Consider the following 18,696-nt stretch of genomic DNA (forward strand, 5'->3'; position numbering starts at 1 on the left):
GAAGCTTCTTCAAAGTACAAAAAAACCGCCACTAAGGGCGGTTTTTTTGTGAGCCTGATTCAGAGCAGGAATATCGTCGCCAACCCCAGAAAGATGAAGAAACCACCACTGTCGGTCATGGCCGTAATCATCACACTGGCGCCCATGGCCGGATCCTTGCCGACCTTGACCAGGGTCATGGGAATGATCACCCCCATGAACGCCGCCAGCAGCAGGTTGAGGGTCATGGCCGCGGTCATCACCACGCCTAGCGACCAACTGTCGTATAGCACGTAGGCCACCACGCCGATCACTCCACCCCAGATCAGGCCATTGATCAGCGACACGGCCAGCTCTTTACGCAGTAAACGGGCAGTGTTGCCGGTGCTGACCTGGTCGAGCGCCATGGCCCTTACGATCATGGTGATGGTCTGGTTGCCCGAGTTACCGCCAATGCCCGCCACGATCGGCATCAGCGCAGCCAGTGCCACAAGTTTCTCGATCGAGCCTTCGAACAGGCCGATCACTCGCGACGCCAGGAACGCGGTGATCAGGTTGATCGCCAGCCACGACCAGCGGTTGCGCAGCGAGCGCCAGACCGAAGCGAAGATGTCTTCGTCTTCACGCAGACCCGCCATGCTACGGACTTCACTTTCACTCTCTTCACGAATCAGATCGACCATTTCGTCGATAGTCAGACGACCGATCAGCTTGCCGCCCTTGTCCACCACCGGTGACGAAATCAGGTCATAACGCTCAAACGCCTGAGCCGCCTCATAGGCATCGCCGTCCGGGTGGAAGGTCACCGGGTCGTCAGCCATGACCTCGGCGACCTGTTTGTCCGGGTCATTGACCAGCAGGCGCTTGATCGGCAGCACCCCTTTGAGCACCCCGTCGTAATCGACCACGAACAGTTTGTCAGTGTGGCTGGGCAACTCCTTGAGACGACGCAGGTAGCGCAGCACCACCTCCAGGCTGACATCCTCGCGGATGGTCACCATCTGGAAGTCCATCAACGCCCCGACCTGCTCTTCTTCGTAGGACAGCGCCGAACGCACACGCTCACGCTGCTGGACGTCCAGCGCTTCCATCAACTCATGGACAACATCACGCGGCAGTTCCGGCGCCAGGTCGGCCAGTTCGTCGGCGTCCATTTCCTTGGCAGCGGCAAGCAACTCATGATCGTCCATGTCGGCGATCAGGGTTTCCCGAACGGCGTCGGACACCTCAAGAAGGATGTCACCGTCACGCTCGGCCTTGACCAGCTGCCATACGGTCAGACGGTCTTCCAGCGGCAGGGCTTCAAGGATGTAGGCGACGTCGGCAGAGTGCAGGTCATCGAGCTTGCGCTGCAATTCGACGAGATTCTGCCGGTGGACGAGGTTCTCGACCCGGTCCTGGTGCTGACCTTCCTGGCGGTGGGTCAGGTCTTCAACAATACGCTGGCGCTGCAACAGATCGATAACCTGAGCCAGGCGATCCTGCAGACTTTCCTGCGTTTTCTTTACTTCTCTTTCAGTCATAGGCGTACTCCACTCCCAGCAGGGAGCACGCCGGGAGATCAATCAGGTAGAGCTTGATTGTCAAAATCTGAGGTCAAATAACTACTGGGTAAGTCCATGGAGGTATTCCACAAGCCCCGGCGGGGCTGACGGGCGCAATCATACACCGCTTTGACCGTTTGGCACGCGTGAAAATTCGGGCAAGAACAAATGCTTGCGTCACAAACTTAACAATCTTGAGAGTCAGTATTACTACGACGTCACATTCAGCCAACAAAACACGCTCGTCAGCACATTCAGCCATCGCTACGCTGAGCGGCATTGTCTGTCATGGAGGACTCGACGATGCGCAACATCGCGCTTTGCGTCGCCTTAGGCGCCCTGCTCCACCCCGTGCTCAATGTCCAGGCCAAAAGCATTCAGCGCTGCGAAGACGCTCAGGGCCAGGTCACCTTCACCCACCAAGGCTGTACAACCGAGCAACACGGCCAACAGGTTGAAGCCTATAACCGGCCGCCCGGCAGCGTACTGCCGGCGATACTGCCAAGCCTGCGCAATGATCGTCCCAAACCGCCGGCCAAAGAGATCGTGGTGGTCGGGCAACGCGATGATGGTTGCGGCAACAGCCTGAGCCCCGAGCAACGGCGCAGTGCAATCATCAACCAGCGCACACCGCCGGGAATGACCCTCAGGGATGTAGAGAGCCTGCTGGGCCGACCAGACCGGGTTTCACAGCGCAATGGCGAGCTGCGTTACCACTACACGAGCAAAGAGGGCCGCACCCATCAGGTGAGCTTCGATCAGCATGGCTGCGTGAAGGGCAAGCGTTGAGACCGACATGATTTGCGAGCACAAACAAAAAGCCCGTATCTTTCGATACGGGCTTTTTGATGTATGGTGCACTCGACAGGATTCGAACCTGTGACCGCTCGGTTCGTAGCCGAGTACTCTATCCAGCTGAGCTACGAGTGCATGTGGTGGTTTTATACCAGACCGCCGCTGGTTGAAGCAGATTATCTGTCTAATCGAGCGGCTTAACCACCCCAACTGACAAACAACCTTTAAATGGTGCACTCGACAGGATTCGAACCTGTGACCGCTCGGTTCGTAGCCGAGTACTCTATCCAGCTGAGCTACGAGTGCATATTTGGGTGCTGCGCATTTTAGGTTGCTGAACTCTTTGGTAAAGCGCTTTCTTGCTTCGAAAGCCAGGTTCAACACACTGAAATAATGGCGGAGAACGGGGGATTCGAACCCCCGACACCCTTTTGAGGTGTACTCCCTTAGCAGGGGAGCGCCTTCGGCCACTCGGCCAGCTCTCCGCAACACGGGGCGTATATTAACTACGCATTTCCCCGTTTGCAAACAAAAAATTCAAATAAATTAATGGGTTGGTTCCTGATCCTTCTCTTTCTTGATCCGCAGGTAGATTTCTTCACGATGGACCGCAACTTCCTTGGGGGCATTGACGCCGATGCGCACTTGATTACCTTTGACGCCAAGCACGGTCACGGTGATTTCTCCATCACCAATGATCAGGCTCTCTGCGCACCGACGAGTCAGAATCAGCATACCTTTCTCCTCACGCAATACATTCAGGAACAACAGTCTGAAAAACCACGAGGCAAGCCTGCGACCGCAAAGCCACGAGCCTAGCCTGAGTATTGACTAACGCAACGAAAAGAACAGTCTTTGTGCGCAGATCAAAAAACGAAAGGCGCGGGTCTACCGCGCCTTTCGCTTCAACGATCACTCACCCTGGCGGGGAGCGTCCAGTTCGAAGGCCGTGTGCAGAGCACGTACGGCCAGCTCGAGGTACTTCTCTTCGATCACCACCGAAACCTTGATTTCCGAGGTCGAGATCATCTGGATATTGATGCTCTCTTTGGCCAGCGCTTCGAACATGCGGCTGGCTACACCGGCGTGCGAACGCATGCCAACGCCAACGATGGAAACCTTGGCGATCTTGGTGTCGCCACCGGCTTCACGGGCACCGATTTCACGCGCAGTGCTTTCCAGGATCTGCAGCGCAGCCTGGTAGTCGTTGCGGTGCACGGTGAAGGTGAAATCCGTGGTGTTATCGTGCGAAACATTTTGCACGATCATGTCGACTTCGATGTTCGCGGCACTGATCGGGCCGAGAATCTTGAACGCCACGCCCGGGGTGTCTGGCACACCACGGATGGTCAGCTTGGCTTCGTCGCGGTTGAAGGCGATGCCGGAAATGATCGGCTGTTCCATGGATTCCTCTTCATCAATGGTAATGAGGGTACCCGGACCCTCCTTGAAGCTGTGCAGGACGCGCAGCGGGACGTTGTATTTGCCGGCGAATTCGACCGAACGGATCTGCAACACCTTGGAGCCGAGGCTGGCCATTTCCAGCATCTCTTCGAAAGTGATCTTCTCCAGGCGCTGTGCCTGGGCCACCACCCGCGGGTCGGTGGTGTAAACACCGTCGACGTCGGTATAGATCTGGCACTCGTCAGCCTTCAAGGCTGCGGCCAGGGCCACACCGGTGGTGTCCGAACCGCCACGCCCCAAGGTCGTGATATTGCCGCTTTCGTCGACCCCCTGGAAACCTGCAACCACTACCACGCGACCGGCCTTGAGGTCGGTGCGGATCTTCTGGTCGTCGATATCCAGGATGCGCGCCTTGGTGTGCGCGCTGTCGGTCAGAATACGAACCTGGTTGCCGGTGTAGGACACTGCTGGCACACCGCGCTTGATCAGCGCCATGGTCAGCAGGCCGATGGTCACCTGCTCGCCGGTGGAAACGATCACGTCCAGCTCACGCGGCGTCGGCTGATCGGTGATCTGTTTGGCCAGATCGATCAGACGGTTGGTTTCACCACTCATGGCCGACAGGACGACCACCAGGTCATCACCGGACTCGCGGAATTTTTTTACCTTTTCGGCCACCTGCTCGATACGCTCGATGGAACCGACGGAGGTGCCGCCAAATTTCTGTACGATCAAAGCCATGTCAAAGCCGCCTCAGAACCCTTTAAAGGGCACCCGTTAAACATTCAGACCGGTTCTGGCCTGCCGGACTTCCGGCAGGCCAGAGCCCGATCAGACACCCTGCTCCACGAACGGAACGGTCAGCGCCAGCGCCGCATCCAGGGCGCTTGCATCGACACCGCCACCCTGGGCCATGTCGGGACGACCACCACCTTTACCACCCACGGCGGCAGCCGCCTGTTTCATCAGATCACCGGCTTTGAGTTGGCCAGTCAGGTCCTTGGTCACGCCGGCAACCAGCACGACCTTGTCATCCTGCACCCCGCCGAGCAGGATCACTGCGCGGCCGAGCTTGTTCTTCAACTGATCGACCAGCGCCAGCAGCGCTTTGCCGTCCTGACCATCCAGACGTGCGGTCAGAACCTTCACACCCTTGACGTCCTGCGCCTGGGCCGACAGATCGTCGCCCGCTGCGCTGGCCGCCTTGGCCTGCAATTGTTCCAGTTGTTTTTCCAGTTGACGGTTGCGCTCAAGCACCGCCGTCAGCTTGTCCAGCAGGTTGTCGCGATTACCCTTGATCAGGCTCGCGGCTTCCTTGAGTTGATCTTCGGCCGAGTTGACCCAGTTCAGCGCCGCCGCACCGGTCACCGCTTCGATACGGCGCACGCCAGCAGCCACGCCGCCTTCACTGATGATCTTGAACAGCGCGATGTCGCCGGTGCGCTTGGCGTGGATACCGCCACACAGCTCGACGGAGAAATCGCCACCCATGCTCAGCACGCGCACGGTGTCGCCGTATTTTTCGCCGAACAGCGCCATGGCGCCTTTGGCCTTGGCGGTCTCGATGTCGGTGATCTCGGTCAGCACCTCGGTGTTCTTGCGCACTTCGGCGTTGACGATGTCTTCAAGCTCACGCAATTGCTCAGGCTTGATCGACTCGAAATGGCTGAAGTCAAAACGCAGGCGCTGACTGTCGACCAGCGAGCCTTTCTGCTGCACGTGCTCACCCAGCACGCGGCGCAGGGCTTCATGCAGCAAGTGCGTGGCCGAGTGGTTGAGCGAGGTGGCCTGGCGCACTTCACCCGCAACCTGAGCCTGTACGTCGGCGCCGACGGTCAAACTGCCGCTGGCAATCACACCGTGGTGCAGGAACGCGCCGCCGGTCTTGGTGGTGTCACGCACGTCAAAACGCACGTCGCCGGCCTGCAGGTAACCGCTGTCACCGATCTGGCCACCGGATTCGGCGTAAAACGGCGTGGTGTCGAGGACCACAACGCCCTCTTCGCCTTCGTTGAGCTGACCGATCGACTGACCATCCTTGTAGATGGCCACAACCTTGGCAGCGCCTGCGGTTTCGGCATAGCCGGTGAACTCGGTCGCGGTGTCGACCTTGACCAGGCTGTTGTAGTCCAGGCCAAAGGCGCTGGCCGAACGGGCGCGCTCGCGCTGGGCGTCCATCTCACGCTCGAAACCGGCCTCGTCGAGGGTCAGCTCGCGCTCACGGGCGATGTCACCGGTCAGGTCCATCGGGAAGCCGTAGGTGTCGTACAGCTTGAAGATGACTTCGCCAGGCACCACAGAGCCCTTGAGCTCGGCCAGGTCCTGCTCAAGAATCTTCAGCCCCTGCTCCAGGGTCTTGGCGAACTGCTCTTCTTCAGCCTTGAGCACGCGCTCGATGTGCGCCTGCTGGGCGACCAGCTCTGGGTAAGCTGCGCCCATCTCGGCCACCAGGGCCGCGACGATCTTGTGGAAGAAGCTGCCCTTGGCGCCGAGCTTGTTGCCATGACGGCAGGCGCGGCGAATGATGCGTCGCAGCACGTAGCCACGGCCTTCGTTGGACGGCAGTACGCCGTCGGCAATCAGGAAGCCGCAAGAACGGATGTGGTCAGCCACGACTTTCAGCGAGGCCTGTGCATCATTGCTGCAACCGATGGCCTGTGCGCAAGCGGCCAGCAGGCTCTGGAACAGGTCGATCTCGTAGTTCGAATGCACGTGCTGCAACACCGCACTGACCCGCTCCAGGCCCATGCCGGTGTCTACCGACGGCGCTGGCAGCGGGTGCAGCACGCCATCAGCGGTGCGGTTGAACTGCATGAACACGTTGTTCCAGATCTCGATGTAGCGGTCACCGTCTTCTTCCGGCGAGCCGGGCGGGCCGCCCCAGATGTCTGCGCCGTGGTCAAAGAAGATCTCGGTGCACGGACCGCACGGGCCGGTATCGCCCATGGTCCAGAAGTTGTCCGAAGCGTAAGGCGCGCCCTTGTTGTCGCCAATGCGCACCATGCGCTCGGCCGGCACGCCGACTTCCTTGGTCCAGATGTCGTAGGCTTCGTCGTCGGTGGCGTAGACGGTGACCCAGAGTTTTTCCTTGGGCAGGTTCAGCCACTTCTCGGAAGTCAGGAAGGTCCAGGCAAAGGTGATCGCGTCGCGCTTGAAATAGTCACCGAAGCTGAAGTTACCCAGCATTTCGAAGAACGTGTGGTGACGGGCGGTATAGCCGACGTTTTCCAGGTCATTGTGCTTGCCGCCGGCACGCACGCATTTCTGGCTGGTCACGGCACGCGTGTAGGCGCGCTTTTCCTGCCCCAGAAAGCAGTCCTTGAACTGGTTCATGCCTGCGTTGGTGAACAGCAGGGTCGGGTCGTTGCCCGGAATCAGGGAGCTGGAGGCTACACGAGTGTGACCCTGTTCTTCGAAGAAGCTCAGGAAGGCTTCACGGATTTCTGCGCTTTTCATTAGGTTCTTCCACGGAGACTGCTGCCAGGCCCGTACACAACGCCACACTGGACGTAACGACGGCAAAGGGCCGCATTATATAGGCGTTGCGGCCACGGTACAGTGTGTTTGTATGATAGAGACGCTCAATTGGATTATCGGTCGCCTTCAGAGGCTACCGTAACACGACTGGTTGCAACGCCACGGGCGGCGACCCATGCCAGCAAACCGAGGTTCTCTCATCGAGTTTATTGTGCGATCGCGCTGACAGGTCTGGACCTTTCTCTTAATGGACGAACGAGCCGGATCAATATTCTCACCTGAACGTAAACCGGCATCGGCACAGATGCACGCGGGCCAGTGCTTATAAGCAAATGGCAGGGTCACTCGACTAAAGTGTCCAAGCATATTGATGGCAACTGTGTTACAAATCTTTCGCCGTCACCTTAAGGGTGTCGGCACGTTCTCAGGGCGGGGTGCAAGTCCCCACCGGCGGTAATGGCGTACAACGCCTAGCCCGCGAGCGCTTCAGGCCCTTCCTGAAGGTCAGCAGACCCGGTGTGATTCCGGGGCCGACGGTCATAGTCCGGATGAAGAGAGAACGGGATGAGTGTCGATCGTATACGGAAAACCTCGTCGAGACCGTGCCGGTGTCGATGTTTTCATACGCTGCCAGTATCCCCTTCGATCCAAACGCCCTGTTTTTTTCATAAACAGGAGTCAGAACACGTGCAACCTACCGCAATTAACAGCAAAGCCCACGCTAACGAGCGTATTGCGTTCATTCAGGCCTGCTGGCACAAGGACATTGTCGATCAGAGCCGCAAGGGTTTTGTCGAAACGCTGATTGAGCTGGGTTACAGCGAGAGTGATATCGACTTTTACGAGGTGGGTGGGGCTTTCGAGATTCCGCTGCATGCCAAGCTATTGGCTGAAAGTGGCCGTTATGCCGGGATTGTGGCGGCCGGGCTGGTGGTCGATGGCGGCATCTATCGCCATGAGTTCGTGGCGCAGTCGGTGATCAGTGGCTTGATGCAGGTGCAACTGGAGACCCGTGTGCCGGTGTTCTCGGTGGTGCTGACACCGCATCATTTCCATGCCGGTGAAGAGCATCAGAAGTTTTTCTTCGAGCACTTCGTGCATAAAGGTCAGGAAGCGGCGCGCACCTGTGCTGATACGCTGGCCAAGGTTCGGCAGTTGCAGCATCCGGCGGCGCCGCAGAAGGTCGCTAGCTAAACCGATGGCGCTGTAGGAGCGGTTTTAACCGCGAACGGCTCAACACGGTGCAAAAATCATTGCCGTGGTTGTCTGGGCTGCGGGTTTCGCCCCGACGGGCGACACCATTTTGAAAGCCGCAAAATGGGGGAAAACGGCTTGCTCCCGGTTTGGGTCCGCCCTCTGGGCGGACTTCCCTCCTTCCGGCGCCGATTCGGGGCCGGCGCGATGGGCGTCCTGCCCAGCGCACCTGCTCCTAATATGAAGAGCAGCGGCTTCCCTGCCGGTTTCTCCCCCGAATCGACACCTACACTCGGCCGGCACCCAAGTCGCGTTCAGCGGCGTCTGTACCATCTCGACTCGAAAAGCAGAAGCAAAGACAAGATCAAGGTCCGCGACTGCCTTACCCCTGCAGCGCCTCCTCGCCCACCGGTACGATCAATATCCCTGCCCTGAGTCCATTGGCCACTTTGGGGTTGGGGAAGATGATTCGGGTGCCTGGCTGCTCTATGACCCAGCGAGTATTGCCGTCCTGAGCCAGCAGGTAGCCTTTGTCGAGTTCGGTGAAGTTTTCGACTTCGCAGGCCAGGTGCAGGATGAAGGCGTCGCTGTGTTTGATGATTTCCTGCGCCACGCTGAACAGTTGCAGGCCGTCAAGATGGTCTTCTTCGGTTTGCGGCTCGTTACCTTCGATGATCTGGATCAGTCGCTGGCGCAACGCTGCCAGGTCGACGTGCTGGTTGTGGCCGAACGGGCGCGCCTTGCCCAGCTCCAGGGTGAAGGCCTGTGCATCGAGTTTGTCGCGGGTGTAGGCACTGAACACGTTGGAGGGTTTGTGCTGCAGCAGCGCCGCGCGAATGCCGGCGGCGCGCAGGCAGGCCAGTTCGTGGCGCGAAACAGGGCGGTCTTGTTTCCATGGGCACAGGGCAAACTGTTCGATTGCCGAGCCACGGATCGCGGTGTGCAGGTCGTAGTGCAGACGGTAGCGATCGGCCAGGCTGAAGAAACTGCTGGCCAGTCGTTCAAGCTCACAGGCGCGCAGCGCTTCGAGGCCGCCGCTATGTTCGTGCTGGCCGTTGAACAGCCGGTTGAGGTCATGCTCGATATAACGCACCCCACGGCGCATGGCCTCAGGGTTGCCGAGCAGAAACAGAATACGTGCCCGTGGCACAAGCTGGCCTCGGGCAATACCGCGAATCAGCTCGTCGAGCAGCTCGATCGGCGCGGTTTCGTTGCCATGGATACCCGCCGACAGCAGCAGGTCCAGACCATTGTCGCGGCTCTGGGCGGGCCGCACTTCAAGCGCGCCCTCGCCCAGCCAGCGCATGCGCACGCCGCCGACGGTCAGTTGAGTCTTCTCCGCCGGTTCACGGCCGGCCAGGGTCAGGTCAAGCAGTTTACCGAGGGCGAGCATAGACGACTCCCTGTCTTAGTGGTTGCAGTCCGGACCGTGGACGTGACCGTCTTGCTCATCCAGATCGGCCGGCTCCATTTCCAGTTGCAGGCTGACCAGGTTGGTCGCCAATGGACGCAGCAACAGGTTGGCATATTCAGTATCGCCCTCTTCCACATCGACACCGATCAGCAACTGGCCACGGCCGTCATGCTGGATCCATATTTCCTTGCCTTGCCAGACCACCGCCAGGCGGGTGCTGGACACGCTGCTGGTATTGCCATCGGCATCTTCAAGGATCAACTGCAGGGCGTCGCTCATGTTCGGGTGCTCCAGGCTTGAGTTAAAAAGCGCGTCAGATTTGTTGAAACGGATAAACGGCGCCCAGTTTAAGGATTTGCGTCAGCTCATCCAATGCCGTGCGACATTCAATCAGCAATTGCGGGTCGGCCAGATCGCGTTCGTGCATTCGGTCGCGGTAGTGCTTCGCGACCCAGTCGGTCAGCACGCTATACAAGCTGTCACTGAGGATAACCGCTGGATTGATCGCCGCCAGTTCCTGCGCGGTCAACACCACCCGCAGGCGCAGGCAGGCCGGCCCACCACCATTGCGCATGCTCTGCTTGAGGTCGAAGGCGCGCACCTGGCGGATCGGGCCACCCTGGCTCAACAGCGCCTGCAAGTAATTCCACACCCGTGGGTTGGCCTGGCACTCCTGGGGGACGATCAGCAACATGCTGCCGTCGTCACACGTGAGCAACTGGCTGTTGAACAGGTAAGAGCGTACCGCATCCTCGACACCGACTTCAGCACGCGGCACGCAGATCGCCTGCAGGTGACCGCCGACCCGAGCGAGCTTGTCCTGCAACTCGCGCAGCACGGTCTTGCTGTGTAAAAAGGCATCTTCATGGTGGAACAGGACTTCGCCATTGCCCACCGCAATCACGTCGTTATGAAACACGCCCTGATCGATCACCGCCGGGTTCTGTTGGCCAAAAACCACCTGGCTGGCGTTCAGGCCATGCAGGCGCGCCACGGCGCTGGAGGCTTCGAGGGTCTGGCGGGCCGGGTACTTTTGCGGTGCCGGGTAGCGGGTGTCGAAGGCGCTGCGGCCATACACGAAAAACTCGATGCCAGGCTGGCCATGGTCACGGCACAGGCGAGTATGGTTGGCCGCGCCTTCATCGCCGAACTGCGCCACCGCTGGCAATGCCGCATGGTGGGCGAAATACCGGGGGTCAGCGAACATCGCTTGCAGCACCCGGCTGGTGGTCGGGTGTTCAATGCTGCGATGGTATTTGCAGTTGAGGTTGGCAACGGTGAAATGCACCCGGCCATCATGGGTGTCGGCACTGGGGCTGACGGTGGCGGCGTTGGCCACCCACATGCTCGACGCCGAACAGCTGGCCGCCAGCAGCGGCATGTCCTGGCGCGCCGCCTTCTCGATCACCTGCGCATCGCTGCCGCTAAACCCCAGCCGTCGCAGGCTGTCGACGTCCGGGCGCTCCTGGGGCGCAATCAGGCCCTGGGTGAAGCCCAGATCCATCAGCGCTTTCATTTTGGCCAGGCCCTGCAAGGCCGCTTCACGAGGGTTGGAGTTGAGTTGGCTGTTGCTCTGGGAGGCCACGTTGCCGTAGGACAGCCCCCCGTAATTGTGGGTCGGGCCCACCAGACCGTCGAAATTGACTTCACGGGTTTTCATCAGGACGGCTCCATGGATCTATTTTTTATGCTGCAGCGCGCAAGGCTCAGTCGAAGCGAATACCCGGCGTGAGGCTGGCCGGCAGACTCAAGGCCTGGGCCTCAAGGGACGCTACCGGGTATGCACAGTAATCTGCCGCGTAATAAGCACTGGCGCGATGATTGCCCGAGGCACCGACCCCACCGAACGGCGCGGTGCTGGCGGCACCGGTCAATGGTTTGTTCCAGTTGACGATACCGGCGCGGCTTTGCAGCCAGAAGTCACGGTAACGCGCTTCGCTGTCGGACAATAGCCCGGCGGCCAGACCATAACGGGTGGCATTGGCCTCATTGATGGCCGCCGCAAAGTCGCTGTAGCGGATCACTTGCAGCAATGGGCCGAACAGTTCCTCGTCAGGGCGCTGCGCCACATCGGTTACATCGACAATACCGGGGCTGAGCAGCGCGCTGCCCGCTTGTAGACGGGTCATTTCCAGCAACGCCTGAGCGCCATTGGCCAGCAACCGGCTCTGTGCCCGCAACAGTGCATCGGCGGCCCGCAGTGAAATCACCGCGCCCATGAACGGCGCCGGCTGGCTGTCGAACGCACCGACCTGCAAGGTGCGGCTCACCGCCACCAGGCGCTGCAAGAAGGCATCGCCCCAGCCGCCTTGCGGCACCAGCAGGCGCCGGGCGCAGGTGCAGCGCTGGCCGGCAGAGATGAATGCCGACTGAATCACGGTGTATACCGCCGCATCGACATCCTGCACCTGATCGACCAGCAACGGGTTATTGCCGCCCATTTCCAGGGCAAGAATCTTGTGCGGCTGCCCGGCGAACTGGCGATGCAGCGCTTGCCCGGTCTGGCTGGAACCGGTGAAGAACAAGCCGTCGATATCGGCATGCGCGGCCAGCGCGACACCGGTGTCTCGGCCACCTTGCAACAGGTTGAGCACCCCGGCTGGCAAGCCCGCTTCGATCCAGCACTGCAGGGTCAGCTCAGCCACCCCCGGAGTCAGTTCGCTGGGCTTGAACACCACGCAATTGCCGGCCAGCAGCGCCGGTACGATATGCCCGTTGGGCAAGTGGCCGGGAAAGTTGTAAGGTCCGAACACCGCCACCACGCCATGCGGTTTGTGACGCAATACGGCATTGGCATCGCCCAGCGGGCCGCCCTTCTCGCCGGTACGCTCACGGTAACTCTGGATCGAGATGGCAACCTTGTTGGCCATGCTGGTGACTTCCGTGGCGGCCTCCCAGAGCGGCTTGCCGGTCTCTTGACCGATGCGTCGGGCCAGCTCATCAGCACGGGCCTTCAAGCGCGCCGCAAAGGCTTCGAGCAGGTCGATGCGCTCGTGCAACGGTCGCAATGCCCAGCCGCTGAACGCCTGGCGCGCGGCCTGCACGGCCTGATCGACCTGGGCGGCGCTGGCCGCCTGGCCAGACCAGACCCGCTGCTGGCTGACCGGGTTGTGCGCAGCGAAGGCCTCGCCCTGCCCCGCCTGCCACTGGCCCGCGATGAACAGGCTGCTCATCAGCCACCCGCCGACAGCGGCACGGCGCGGACATTATCACCAGGGCTCATGCGCAGGCGCCGCGCCGTGGCCGGATCGACCACCAGGGTGCCGGCCACCGAACGCGCACGGCCGACGGTGATACGGCAGTCCTCACGCTTGCGGTTGTGGATCAGGAACAGCGGCGCCTCATCACCGGCGGTGCCGATCGACAACACCAGGGTCTGGCTGTCGCGCACTGCACGGATCTTGCCGGTCTCGCACTCGATGGCGGGGCCGGCATCGAAGATATCGACGTAGCCCTGATAGGTGAAGCCTTCACTCTTGAGCATGGTCAGCGCCGGTTCGGTTTCGGCATGCACGCGGCCGATCACGCTGCGAGCGTCATCAGACAGGAAGCAGGTGTACAGCGGAAACTTGGGCATCAGTTCAGCGATAAACGCCTTGTTACCGACCCCGGTCAGGTAGTCAGCCTGGCTGAACTCCATTTTGAAGAAGTGCCGGCCCAGGCTTTCCCAGAACGGCGCCCGGCCCTGACCATCCGAGATACCGCGCATCTCGGCGATGATCTTGGGGCCGAACAGTTCGGGAAACTCGGCAATGAACAGCATGCGCGCCTTGGACAGCAAGCGGCCATTGAGCCCGTTGCGCGAGTTGGCGTGCAGGAACAGCGAGCACAGCTCCGAGTTGCCGGTCAGGTCATTGGCCAGGAACAGGGTCGGAATCTCGCGATAGATGTTCAACTCTTGCGAGGCGTTGACCGTCAGGCCGACCCGGTAGTTGTACCAGGGCTCGCGCAACCCCACCGCACCGGCAATGGCCGAGATGCCGATGACCTGGCCGTTCTCGTCTTCAAGCACGAACAGGTAGTCGGAGTCGGCGCGCTCGGCTTCACCGCGAAAGCTTTTTTCCGCCCAGCCCACGCGGTGGGTCAGGCGCTGCTCGTTGGCAGGCAGGGTGGTCAGACCGGCACCGGTGCTGCGCGCCAGGTCGATCAGCGCGGGCAGATCACTGCTGCGGACGGAACGAACGATCATGTCTTCTCCTCAAGGCCCCGTGCGGGGCCGCGAACCGGTCAGGCTTGCGCCGTCAGACCGAAACAATACGCACACTGGCGCCTTCACCGACGCCCAGTGCCTCGGCGGCCTGGCGATTCAGGGTCACCGGGCGGCCTGGCGCCCAGTCCAGCTCCAGCAACACGGCGCGGTAGTCCTGCAGCAGATCGTTGGCCACCAGATACGGACGCCCCCCACGGACGACATCGGCATCGGCATCGCCCTGAACCCTGACCGGCACCAGGCGGCTCTGGGCAATCGAACGAATACTGGACACCCGCGCATGCAAGGTCGGGCCGCCATCGAAAATGTCGATGTAGTGGTCGGTCTCGAAGCCTTCGCGCATCAGGATATCGAAGGTGATCTGCGCCCGTGGATGCACCTGGCCCATGGCCTCCTGGGCATCATCGGACAACAGCGGCACGTAGATCGGGTAATGCGGCATCAGCTCGGCCAGAAAGGTCCGGCTCTTGAGTCCGCAAAGACGCTCGGCATCGGCGTAGTTGAGGTTGAAGAAATGCCGGCCGATCGAGTCCCAGAACGGTGAGTCGCCGTTCTCATCACTGTAACCGACGATCTCGGTCACCACTGATTCGGCAAAGCGCTCAGGATGGCTGGCAATGAACAGCAGCCGGGCACGGGAGTTGAGTTCCGACCAGGCGCTGCCGACCAGCTCCGGGATCACATAAAAGCTGGTCAGCAAGCTGTTGCCTGTAAGGTCGTGACACAGCGACAACACGTGAGTCTTGTTGTGAATCTTCAACTCGCGGGAGGCGTGGACGAAGGTCTCGTTACGAAAGCTGTAGAACGGCTCAGAATAACCCGCCGATGCGACGATCCCGGAGCAGCCGACCAGACGCCCGGTCTGACTGTCTTCGAGCACAAAGAAATAGGTCTCTTCACCGTTGAAACTGACCTCGGCGGCGAACGAAGACTCGGACGCAGCGATCTTGTCACCCAACCGGCCGGCATCGTCGGGCAGAGAGGTGACACCGATCGGGCTATCGGCAGCGAGGCGCTGGACCTCGGCCAGGTCGGCCATTTGCGCGGGGCGCATCACCAGCATGGCGTCACTCCTTAGCGTGTGTGATCAATCACTGAGGCGCGCAGGCGTTACCTGCGCGCCACGAATTCTGGCCGCTGCCGCACCCGGCGACAGCAGCGCGACATCAGGCCGTAAGCTTGGCCACGGCACGTTCGAAGCGGTTCAGGCCCTCTTCGATATCAGCATCGAGGATCACCAGGCTGGGCGCAAAACGAACCACGTCAGGGCCGGCCTGCAGGATCATCAGGTCTTCGGTCTCGGCAGCGGCGAAGAAGTCCTTGGCCTTACCCTTCCAGGCATCGCTGAGCACCGCACCGATCAGCAGGCCCTGACCACGCACCTCGCTGAACACGCCGTATTTCTGGCCGATGTCCAGCAGACGGGTCTTGAACAGTTCATGCTTGGCTTGCACACCTTCAAGCACCTGCGGGGTGTTGACGATGTCGATCACCGCTTCGCCCACGGCACAGGCCAACGGGTTGCCGCCGTAAGTGGTGCCGTGAACGCCAACCGAGAAGTGGCTGGCCAGTTTCTCGGTGGTCAGCATCGCCGCCAGCGGGAAGCCGCCACCAATGCTCTTGGCGCTGGACAGGATGTCTGGGGTCACGCCGTAGTGCTGATAAGCGAACAGCTTGCCGGTCCGGCCCATGCCGCTCTGCACTTCGTCGAAGATCAGCAGCGCGTTGTGCTGGTCGCACAGCTCACGGGCGCCTTGCAGATAAGCCAGATCAGCCGGCAGCACGCCGCCCTCGCCCTGGATCGGCTCCAGGACCACGGCGCAAGTCTTGTCGCTGATCGCGGCCTTGAGCGCATCCAGGTCGTTGTACGGCACATGGCTGATGCCAGTGATCTTCGGCCCGAAACCGTCGGAATACTTCGGCTGACCGCCGACGCTGACGGTAAACAGGGTGCGGCCGTGGAAGCTGTTCAGCGCCGCGATGATCTCGTGTTTTTCCGGGCCGTGCAGGTCATGAGCGACACGCCGGGCCAGCTTGAAAGCCGCTTCGTTGGCTTCAGCGCCGGAGTTGCAGAAGAACACCCGCTCGGCAAAGGTGGCGTCCACCAGTTTGTGCGCCAGACGCAGGGTCGGCTCGTTGGTGAATACGTTGGACACGTGCCACAGGCTGTTGGCCTGGGCCGTCAGTGCGCCCACCAGCGCCGGGTGGCAATGACCCAGCACGTTGACCGCGATGCCGCCGGAGAAATCCACCAGCTCACGGCCCGCCTGGTCCCAGACTCGGGAGCCCGCGCCACGCACGGGAATGAACCCGGCCGGTGCGTAGTTGGGGACCATCACCTGGTCGAAATCGGCGCGTTGCACCGCAGCATGCTCAACGGACATCAGAATCTCCTGGAGAGAAACGCCTGCCTGGAACTGGCGAGCGATAGATAAAGGATTGTAAGGACTGCATTTTGTCTGGCCTTGCTAGCAGGCGACAAGTTATTACAGCCCAAGAGCGGACATGGACGTCAAGTTTCAACCAAGCGACACATTAAGTCACCCATGCACCTTGCGAATGATCGCAACCGTCGTAGGAACCGCTTCAGCGGTGAATGGCTTTCGACCGTCGAAACCGCCTTCCCGGCTAAAGCCGGTCCTACAGCGGTGAATGGCTTTCGACCGTCGAAACCGTCTTCCCGGCTAAAGCCGGTCCTACAACGGTGAATGGCCTTCCCGGCTAAAACGGATCGCCGCCCCCGGTCCTACCCCCGCTCTGCCGGCACCGAGGACAGTTCGAACGGGCTGTTGCTGCGGCGCTGGTTGCGGTCTTCGCGCGGGGTGGCGCCGAAAAAGTTGCGGTAGGCGCTGGAGAAATGCGGCCCTGACGAGAAGCCGCACGACAGACCGATCTGAATGATCGACTTGCTGGTCTGCATCAGCATCTGGCGGGCCTTGTTCAGGCGCAGTTCCAGGTAGTACTGGCTGGGTACGCGGTTGAGGTATTGCTTGAAGATCCGCTCCAGTTGCCGGCGTGAAACACAGACATGCTGGGCGATTTCGTCGGTGGTCAGCGGCTCTTCGATATTGGCTTCCATCAGCAAGACCGCCTGGGTCAGCTTGGGGTGGCTGGAGCCAAGACGGTTCTGCAATGGAATGCGCTGGCGCTCGCCGCCTTCACGAATGCGCTCGACCACCAGTTCTTCGGACACCGCACCGGCCAGTTCAGCGCCATGATCGCGGGCCAGCACCGCCAGCAGCAGGTCGAGCACCGACAGGCCGCCACAAGCCGTCATCCGGTCACGGTCCCAGTCGAACAGATGGCTGGTGGCGATGGCTTTGGGAAATCGCTCGCTGAAGTCGTCCTGCCAGCGCCAGTGCACCGCTGCGCGGTAGCCATCGAGCAGACCCAATTGGGCCAGCGGGTAAACCCCGGCCGACAGGCCGCCGATCATGCAGCCGCTGCGCACCAGTTGCTTGAGCGCACTGCCCAAGCCTGCCGAGATCGGCCCCGGCGGCTCGTCCGCCAGCAGAAACAGCTTGTGCAGGCCCTCAAGCCCGGCAGCCGACCACGGCTCGCCCGGCAAACGCCAGTCACCCGCGCCGGCCGGCGTATCCGCTGCGGCGTCGGCCGTTTCGGCATGCAACACCACCCGTTCGTAGCTCACCTCGGGGTGAACCTGCCGGGCAACGCTCAAGGCTTCCTCAGCCAGTGCCAGGGTCAAGGCCTTGGTACCGGGCCAGACTAGAAAACCTATTCGATGAGCAGTCATTAGACATCCACTACATGTCGCCGTTAGGCGGAACCACACCGCTGGCCATCAGGCTGTCGGTGCTTGCACAGCCTCTATCGGGCGCATGCGCCGACGCAGGATGCCTTGTTCCACATCAGAAAGCACCAACTTGGTGCAAGTCACTTCAAGCTTCCCGCCAGGAACTGCTGCAAACGCTCCGATTGCGGATTGCTCAACACCTCGCGAGGATCGCCCCGCTCCTGAACCAGCCCCTGATGGAGAAACACCAATTGGTTGGACACTTCTCGGGCAAAGCCCATCTCGTGGGTCACCACTACCATGGTCCGGCCTTCCTGAGCCAGGCTTTGCATGACCTTGAGCACATCGCCGACCAGTTCCGGGTCCAGCGCCGAGGTTGGCTCGTCGAACAGCATCACTTCAGGCTCCATGGCCAGCGCCCGGGCAATCGCCACGCGCTGCTGCTCGCCACCGGACATATGGCCGGGATAAGCGTCCTTACGGTGCGCCACCCCGACTCGCGCCAGATAGTGCTCAGCCTTTTCCAGCGCCTCCTGGCGTGGCACGCCAAGCACCTGCACCGGCGCTTCGATGACATTTTCCAGCGCGGTCATGTGCGCCCACAGGTTGAAATGCTGGAACACCATCGACAGCCGCGAGCGCAGGCGCTGCAACTGCCTGGGGTCAGCGGCGCGCAGGCTGCCGTCCTTGCCCGGCACCAGGCGCAGCTCTTCGCCATTAAGGATGATCTTGCCGGCATGGGGCTGTTCAAGCAGGTTAATGCAACGCAGGAAGGTACTCTTGCCCGAGCCGCTGGAGCCGATGATGCTGATGACATCGCCGGCCTGGGCGGTCAGTGACACACCCTTGAGCACCTCGTGGGTGCCGTAGCGCTTGTGCAGATCCTGGACTTGCAGTTTGTTCATCGTAGAAGGTTCTCGAAAAA

General features: G+C 60.9%; 15 protein-coding genes, 3 tRNA genes and 1 riboswitch. Of the genes, 2 read left to right on the top strand and 16 right to left on the bottom strand.

Annotation, left to right across the window (positions count from 1 at the left end; translation table 11 throughout):
• Positions 1 to 59: 59 nt before the first annotated feature.
• Entirely contained in the window at positions 60 to 1,502 is a 1,443-nt protein-coding gene (mgtE, locus tag NRB16_RS10720) for a magnesium transporter (protein ID WP_257106133.1), read from the bottom strand.
• 324 nt (positions 1,503 to 1,826) lie between these two features.
• On the opposite strand from mgtE, the gene NRB16_RS10725 reads away from it, so the two are divergent.
• Positions 1,827 to 2,312 carry a DUF4124 domain-containing protein gene (locus NRB16_RS10725; protein WP_257106134.1) on the top strand — a complete coding sequence of 162 codons (486 nt, stop codon included), beginning with the start codon at positions 1,827 to 1,829 and terminating at the stop codon, positions 2,310 to 2,312.
• A 64-nt stretch (positions 2,313 to 2,376) separates the two neighbouring features.
• Here the strand turns inward: NRB16_RS10725 and NRB16_RS10730 are convergent.
• From NRB16_RS10730 to alaS, 6 genes are all read right to left on the bottom strand, one after another.
• Positions 2,377 to 2,453 (bottom strand) — tRNA-Arg (locus tag NRB16_RS10730).
• A 94-nt stretch (positions 2,454 to 2,547) separates the two neighbouring features.
• Positions 2,548 to 2,624: transfer RNA gene (locus NRB16_RS10735), tRNA-Arg, on the bottom strand.
• An 88-nt stretch (positions 2,625 to 2,712) separates the two neighbouring features.
• Positions 2,713 to 2,803, bottom strand: a tRNA-Ser gene (locus NRB16_RS10740).
• Between the two features lie 61 nt (positions 2,804 to 2,864).
• Positions 2,865 to 3,053, bottom strand: coding sequence for a carbon storage regulator CsrA (gene csrA / locus NRB16_RS10745; RefSeq protein ID WP_045481518.1), 189 nt, complete (start codon positions 3,051 to 3,053; stop codon positions 2,865 to 2,867).
• A gap of 177 nt (positions 3,054 to 3,230) precedes the next feature.
• Entirely contained in the window at positions 3,231 to 4,463 is a 1,233-nt protein-coding gene (locus NRB16_RS10750; protein ID WP_045481521.1) for an aspartate kinase, read from the bottom strand.
• A gap of 90 nt (positions 4,464 to 4,553) precedes the next feature.
• Positions 4,554 to 7,178: an alanine--tRNA ligase gene (gene alaS / locus NRB16_RS10755; protein ID WP_253116808.1), complete on the bottom strand. Its 2,625-nt coding sequence runs from the start codon at positions 7,176 to 7,178 to the stop codon at positions 4,554 to 4,556.
• 437 nt (positions 7,179 to 7,615) lie between these two features.
• Positions 7,616 to 7,764: riboswitch (FMN riboswitch) on the top strand.
• Positions 7,765 to 7,886: 122 nt separating this feature from the next.
• Between alaS and NRB16_RS10760 the strand changes: the two genes are divergently transcribed.
• Complete coding sequence (locus tag NRB16_RS10760; protein ID WP_045481526.1) at positions 7,887 to 8,393, top strand: 6,7-dimethyl-8-ribityllumazine synthase; 507 nt, start codon at positions 7,887 to 7,889, stop codon at positions 8,391 to 8,393.
• A gap of 382 nt (positions 8,394 to 8,775) precedes the next feature.
• On the opposite strand, the gene astE is transcribed toward NRB16_RS10760, so the two are convergent.
• The 9 genes from astE to NRB16_RS10805 all read right to left on the bottom strand — a co-directional run bounded on the left by astE (position 8,776) and on the right by NRB16_RS10805 (position 18,676).
• A complete protein-coding gene (gene astE / locus NRB16_RS10765) occupies positions 8,776 to 9,786 on the bottom strand; it encodes a succinylglutamate desuccinylase (protein ID WP_045481529.1) in 1,011 nt (336 codons plus the stop codon).
• Positions 9,787 to 9,801: 15 nt separating this feature from the next.
• Positions 9,802 to 10,086 (bottom strand): topoisomerase II, encoded by a 285-nt coding sequence (locus NRB16_RS10770; protein ID WP_045481533.1) that lies wholly within the window; start codon positions 10,084 to 10,086, stop codon positions 9,802 to 9,804.
• 34 nt (positions 10,087 to 10,120) lie between these two features.
• A complete protein-coding gene (astB, locus tag NRB16_RS10775) occupies positions 10,121 to 11,467 on the bottom strand; it encodes an N-succinylarginine dihydrolase (protein ID WP_045481535.1) in 1,347 nt (448 codons plus the stop codon).
• Between the two features lie 46 nt (positions 11,468 to 11,513).
• Positions 11,514 to 12,983 (bottom strand): succinylglutamate-semialdehyde dehydrogenase, encoded by a 1,470-nt coding sequence (gene astD, locus NRB16_RS10780; protein ID WP_257106192.1) that lies wholly within the window; start codon positions 12,981 to 12,983, stop codon positions 11,514 to 11,516.
• Positions 12,980 to 13,996 (bottom strand): arginine N-succinyltransferase, encoded by a 1,017-nt coding sequence (gene astA / locus NRB16_RS10785; RefSeq protein WP_045481541.1) that lies wholly within the window; start codon positions 13,994 to 13,996, stop codon positions 12,980 to 12,982. Before astA ends, astD begins: the two co-directional genes overlap by 4 nt.
• A gap of 52 nt (positions 13,997 to 14,048) precedes the next feature.
• Positions 14,049 to 15,080: an arginine/ornithine succinyltransferase subunit alpha gene (aruF, locus tag NRB16_RS10790; RefSeq protein ID WP_045481544.1), complete on the bottom strand. Its 1,032-nt coding sequence runs from the start codon at positions 15,078 to 15,080 to the stop codon at positions 14,049 to 14,051.
• Positions 15,081 to 15,183: 103 nt separating this feature from the next.
• Positions 15,184 to 16,401, bottom strand: a complete 1,218-nt coding sequence (locus tag NRB16_RS10795) for an aspartate aminotransferase family protein (protein ID WP_253116799.1) — start codon at positions 16,399 to 16,401, stop codon at positions 15,184 to 15,186.
• A gap of 362 nt (positions 16,402 to 16,763) precedes the next feature.
• On the bottom strand, positions 16,764 to 17,771 hold the full coding sequence (locus NRB16_RS10800) for a GlxA family transcriptional regulator (RefSeq protein WP_257106135.1): 1,008 nt from the start codon (positions 17,769 to 17,771) through the stop codon (positions 16,764 to 16,766).
• 140 nt (positions 17,772 to 17,911) lie between these two features.
• Positions 17,912 to 18,676 carry an ABC transporter ATP-binding protein gene (locus NRB16_RS10805; RefSeq protein ID WP_045481554.1) on the bottom strand — a complete coding sequence of 255 codons (765 nt, stop codon included), beginning with the start codon at positions 18,674 to 18,676 and terminating at the stop codon, positions 17,912 to 17,914.
• Positions 18,677 to 18,696: the final 20 nt, after the last annotated feature.

The organism is Pseudomonas sp. LJDD11, from assembly GCF_024584215.1.
Taxonomy (GTDB): Bacteria; Pseudomonadota; Gammaproteobacteria; order Pseudomonadales; family Pseudomonadaceae; genus Aquipseudomonas.